The 3,558-nt window shown below is 51.4% G+C and carries 5 protein-coding genes; 4 read left to right on the top strand and 1 reads right to left on the bottom strand.

Annotated elements, in window-relative coordinates; translation table 11 throughout:
• Nucleotides 1-486: 486 nt before the first annotated feature.
• From HN413_00755 to HN413_00770, 4 genes are read left to right on the top strand one after another with little or no spacing between them, the layout of a single operon-like run.
• A complete protein-coding gene (locus HN413_00755) occupies nt 487-801 on the top strand; it encodes a hypothetical protein (protein MBT3388919.1) in 315 nt (104 codons plus the stop codon).
• Nucleotides 802-855: 54 nt separating this feature from the next.
• Nucleotides 856-1,665: a hypothetical protein gene (locus HN413_00760; GenBank protein MBT3388920.1), complete on the top strand. Its 810-nt coding sequence runs from the start codon at nt 856-858 to the stop codon at nt 1,663-1,665.
• The gene (locus HN413_00765; protein MBT3388921.1) at nt 1,584-2,483 is read left to right on the top strand and encodes a glycosyltransferase family 2 protein; all 900 of its coding nucleotides are present in this window, start codon (nt 1,584-1,586) and stop codon (nt 2,481-2,483) included. The genes HN413_00760 and HN413_00765 overlap by 82 nt, the downstream gene beginning before the upstream one ends.
• Nucleotides 2,467-3,114, top strand: a complete 648-nt coding sequence (locus HN413_00770) for a ribonuclease HII (protein ID MBT3388922.1) — start codon at nt 2,467-2,469, stop codon at nt 3,112-3,114. Before HN413_00765 ends, HN413_00770 begins: the two co-directional genes overlap by 17 nt.
• Here HN413_00770 and HN413_00775 read toward each other — a convergent pair.
• A partial coding sequence (locus HN413_00775) for a hypothetical protein (protein MBT3388923.1) occupies nt 3,109-3,558 on the bottom strand: 450 nt, incomplete at its 5' end. The genes HN413_00770 and HN413_00775 overlap by 6 nt on opposite strands.

A 3,558-nucleotide genomic window follows, 5' to 3' on the forward strand; every position in this document is an offset into this window, starting at 1 on the left:
ATCAGCCAGTACCCTAATCCGTGTTTTTGATTTTTTTATGAGCGAACGCCCAGTACTGAGGTACTAGCGTCATTATATATTATATTCTTTGTCTCCACAAGCCTGATTTACGATAGACTAGCTCCAATTTAGAGCAATGCTTCCAGGTCTATCGCCGAGAAGAGAGAAAATACCAGCCCGCACCCCATAAATGCTTGCAAAAGTGTATAATTTATCTACATCCTAGGACCTACGCCAAACGATGAAAAATATACCGAAAATAGGGGTGTGGGGGGGGCGAAGCACCCCCCACACCCCTATTTTCGGGCTTTCTTTTGCGAAAGTGCGTAAGTCCTGCCTCCTTGAGAACGAGTATAATAAAGTAAGTGCATTTTTTAACTCTTTTAAAGGGAGCTTAGTGCTTCTGCGCTACGAGGTTTTTTAGATAGTAGCATCTGTGTTCGTTTGTTATGTACGTGTTGCTTTTATTTTCGGAGGAATGCCAAAATGATTAAAGCCAAAAAATTCGATGGTGTCATTGAAGCCGTTCACTATACTTTAAATGGAAAAATCGACTGGGTACGTGGATACCAGCGCCGGGGGTTTGTTTTCTCCGATATGTTGATTCTGGATCGCCAAACACTACTCACCCATCTTGAAGGCGGCGACCGGATTTATATAGGTCAACGCCAGGCTCTCATGGGCAACGATTTCGCGTTGGGCGAAGTTGTCCGCGTTGAGAAGCAAAAAGTCGGCGAGAAGATTGTGGCCGGTAAAGCCCAGGGAGATGGCGATTTTCTCGCCGATACACCGGTTTTTTAAAACAATATACCTGTTTTCGGACTTCTCCCGTCGCATCTAAAGGGAATTGATACTATGATTATTCGCGATTTATCCCCAATCCCTTATATTGAAGGCAAGTTATCTGTTGCCGAGCGCGCCAAAGCCATTATGCAATTTGGTTCAAGCTGGCCTGCAGATATGAAATCACAAGAAATGCTGGCGCGCAGCCTGGCACGTTCGCTCGATAATTCTCACACCTTGCTAAGAAATCTCAAAATCCCTGAACCCGATGTGATTGTGCCTTTAATTCTGATCAGTCCCCAGGGAATGACCGTGCTTTATAACAACCCTGTTCGGGGCGTATTCCGCGCTCAGGGAAATACCTGGAAAATAATGAGCGGAAGTGGACGATCCTTTCAGGCGGCCAAACCCAACTTAATCTTGCGCACGCAACTGCTGACGCGTGGTGTGGAGACATTTCTGACCCAGCATGGCTACGGCGATCTCCCCCTGGAAGGAATACTGGTATTCACCGATTCTGGCACACACGTCGATACCATTCGCCCGGATGTGCGTATCGTGCAACTTGATGCGTTAGAGCGCTTTTCCGCCCAACTTTCCAGCGGCGATCCAGTGATGGGGCAAGAACGGCGCTTCAAGCTGGTCGAGATGCTGGTTCAAATTGCCGATGAAACCCAAAAAATCGAAGAGCAAGCCCCTACTTCTCCCTCGGCTATCAGTGATTTTTCGCAGCGAATTGATTCTGGATTTGCCGAGAAAATAAACCCGCTGCAAAAACGCTTTAATTTCTCTCGCCAGCAATGGCTCATTTTGGGCGCAATTGTGATCGCCGAAGTATTGATTTTGGTGGGCTTTTTATTGCTAATTCTGTTCACGGCCTGACCTTCGAGCCAGACCTCCCTGCGAGTTCGGCTCACCACACATCTCCCCGTCCGCTCATCCCCGCTCACATCAGGAAAATTATTTTGCCAAATCCGCTTTTATCCATCGTTATTCCAGCGCACAACGAAGAACACCGCCTGCCCCAGACCCTGGAGCAGGTATTTGCTTTTTTGCAGGCACAAGACTACTCCGCCGAGGTCGTTATTGTCGAAAATGGCAGTCACGACCAGACTTACGAAATTGCCCAATCGTTTGCGCAACAATATTCAAATTGCTGCGTGTTGCAAGAGCAAACCCCAGGCAAAGGATTGGCGGTTAAAAAAGGCATGTTAGCCGCCCGCGGCGAGTATCGTTTTATGTGCGACGCCGATCTCTCCATGCCTATCGTTGAGGTCAACCGATTTATTCCGCCGCAGTTGAATGATTTTGAAATTGCGATTGCCTCGCGCGAGGCTCCGGGCGCGGTGCGATACAATGAACCCGAATACCGTCATTTGGGTGGGCGCGCCATCAATCTGATCATTCGCCTGCTGGCCTTGCCCAGCCTGAACGACACGCAATGCGGTTTCAAGTGTTTTCGTGCCCCCGTTGCCGAAGATATTTTCAACTACCAAACGCTCACTGGTTGGGCTTTCGATATCGAATTGCTCTATATCGCCCGCCGCCGCGGCTACCGCGTGAGCGAAATCCCGATCCCCTGGTATTTCAACCCCGATACTAAACTCAGCCCCGTCTGGGATGCCCTGCGTATGGTGCTCGATATTTTCACCATTCACCGCAACGCTCTGCAAGGCCGGTATAATGCCCAAAAAATTTGACCCGGCGCTGATCCCCAAAAACCCCACCCTGGAATTTGAGCGTCTGCTGTGGCAGGCAGGCAGGCAATATGTGGCCGGAATCGACGAAGCTGGACGCGGCGCGCTGGCCGGGCCGGTAGCTGCCGCGGTGGTGATTCTGCCGCCAGACAGGAATCTCGAACGTAGCCTGAGGGGGGTGCGTGATTCCAAACAGATGACCCCATCCCAAAGAGAATTCTGGTCTACGCGCCTGCGCGAGTTGGTACTGGCATTCGGAGTGGGCTTTGCTTCATCCCAAACGATAGACGCCCTGGGCATCGTTCCCGCCACGCGTTTGGCCGCCCAACGCGCCCTAAACGCCCTGGAAATTACCCCCCAACACCTGCTGCTCGATTACCTGCTGCTGCCCGATTTAGAAATCCCCCAAACTTCGCTCATCAAAGGCGACGCCCGTTCCTTGAGTATTGCCGCGGCATCTATTCTGGCGAAAACCGCCCGCGACGCTCGGATGGTTGAACTTGATCAAGAATACCCCGGCTACGGCCTTGCCGCGCATAAAGGTTATGGCACAAAAGCGCATCGGGAAGCCATCATAAAACTAGGCCCGTCGCCGATTCACCGTTTATCCTTCTCGCCGATTAGGGATTTATAGCTCAGTTTCCTCCACTTGGGGTTTAATCAGCGCGCCAACTACAATCAGGGCAACCCCCAATACCCCCACCAGGATCGCCTGCCACAACATTGGGCGGAAAATTTCAACCGCCAGACGCATCAGGGCTTCGATGGCTTCTGTGCGAATCAGGGAAGGGGTTTCACTCAGCGGGCCAAAAGACATCAGCGCGGCCACCGAGGAGCGATAGAGAATGGTCAACAGAATTAGCAAAATACCTGAGATCGTCAGCGGCACGCCCCACCAGTTTCCCAATTCGCGCAATGTGCGCACGGCTAACGCGAGAATGATGAGTAGTAGCACAGCGGGGATGAGTGGCGCCCAGCGGGTTGCCGAGCGAATCAACCGAAATTGCAATTTGATCTGATCGGGGCCAGTTGCCGCAGGGTTTTCGCCGCGGGCTATTTCGGCGGTGAGATCAAAAAG

It is taken from the genome of Chloroflexota bacterium (genome assembly GCA_018648225.1).
GTDB lineage: Bacteria > Chloroflexota > Anaerolineae > Anaerolineales > UBA11858 > NIOZ-UU35.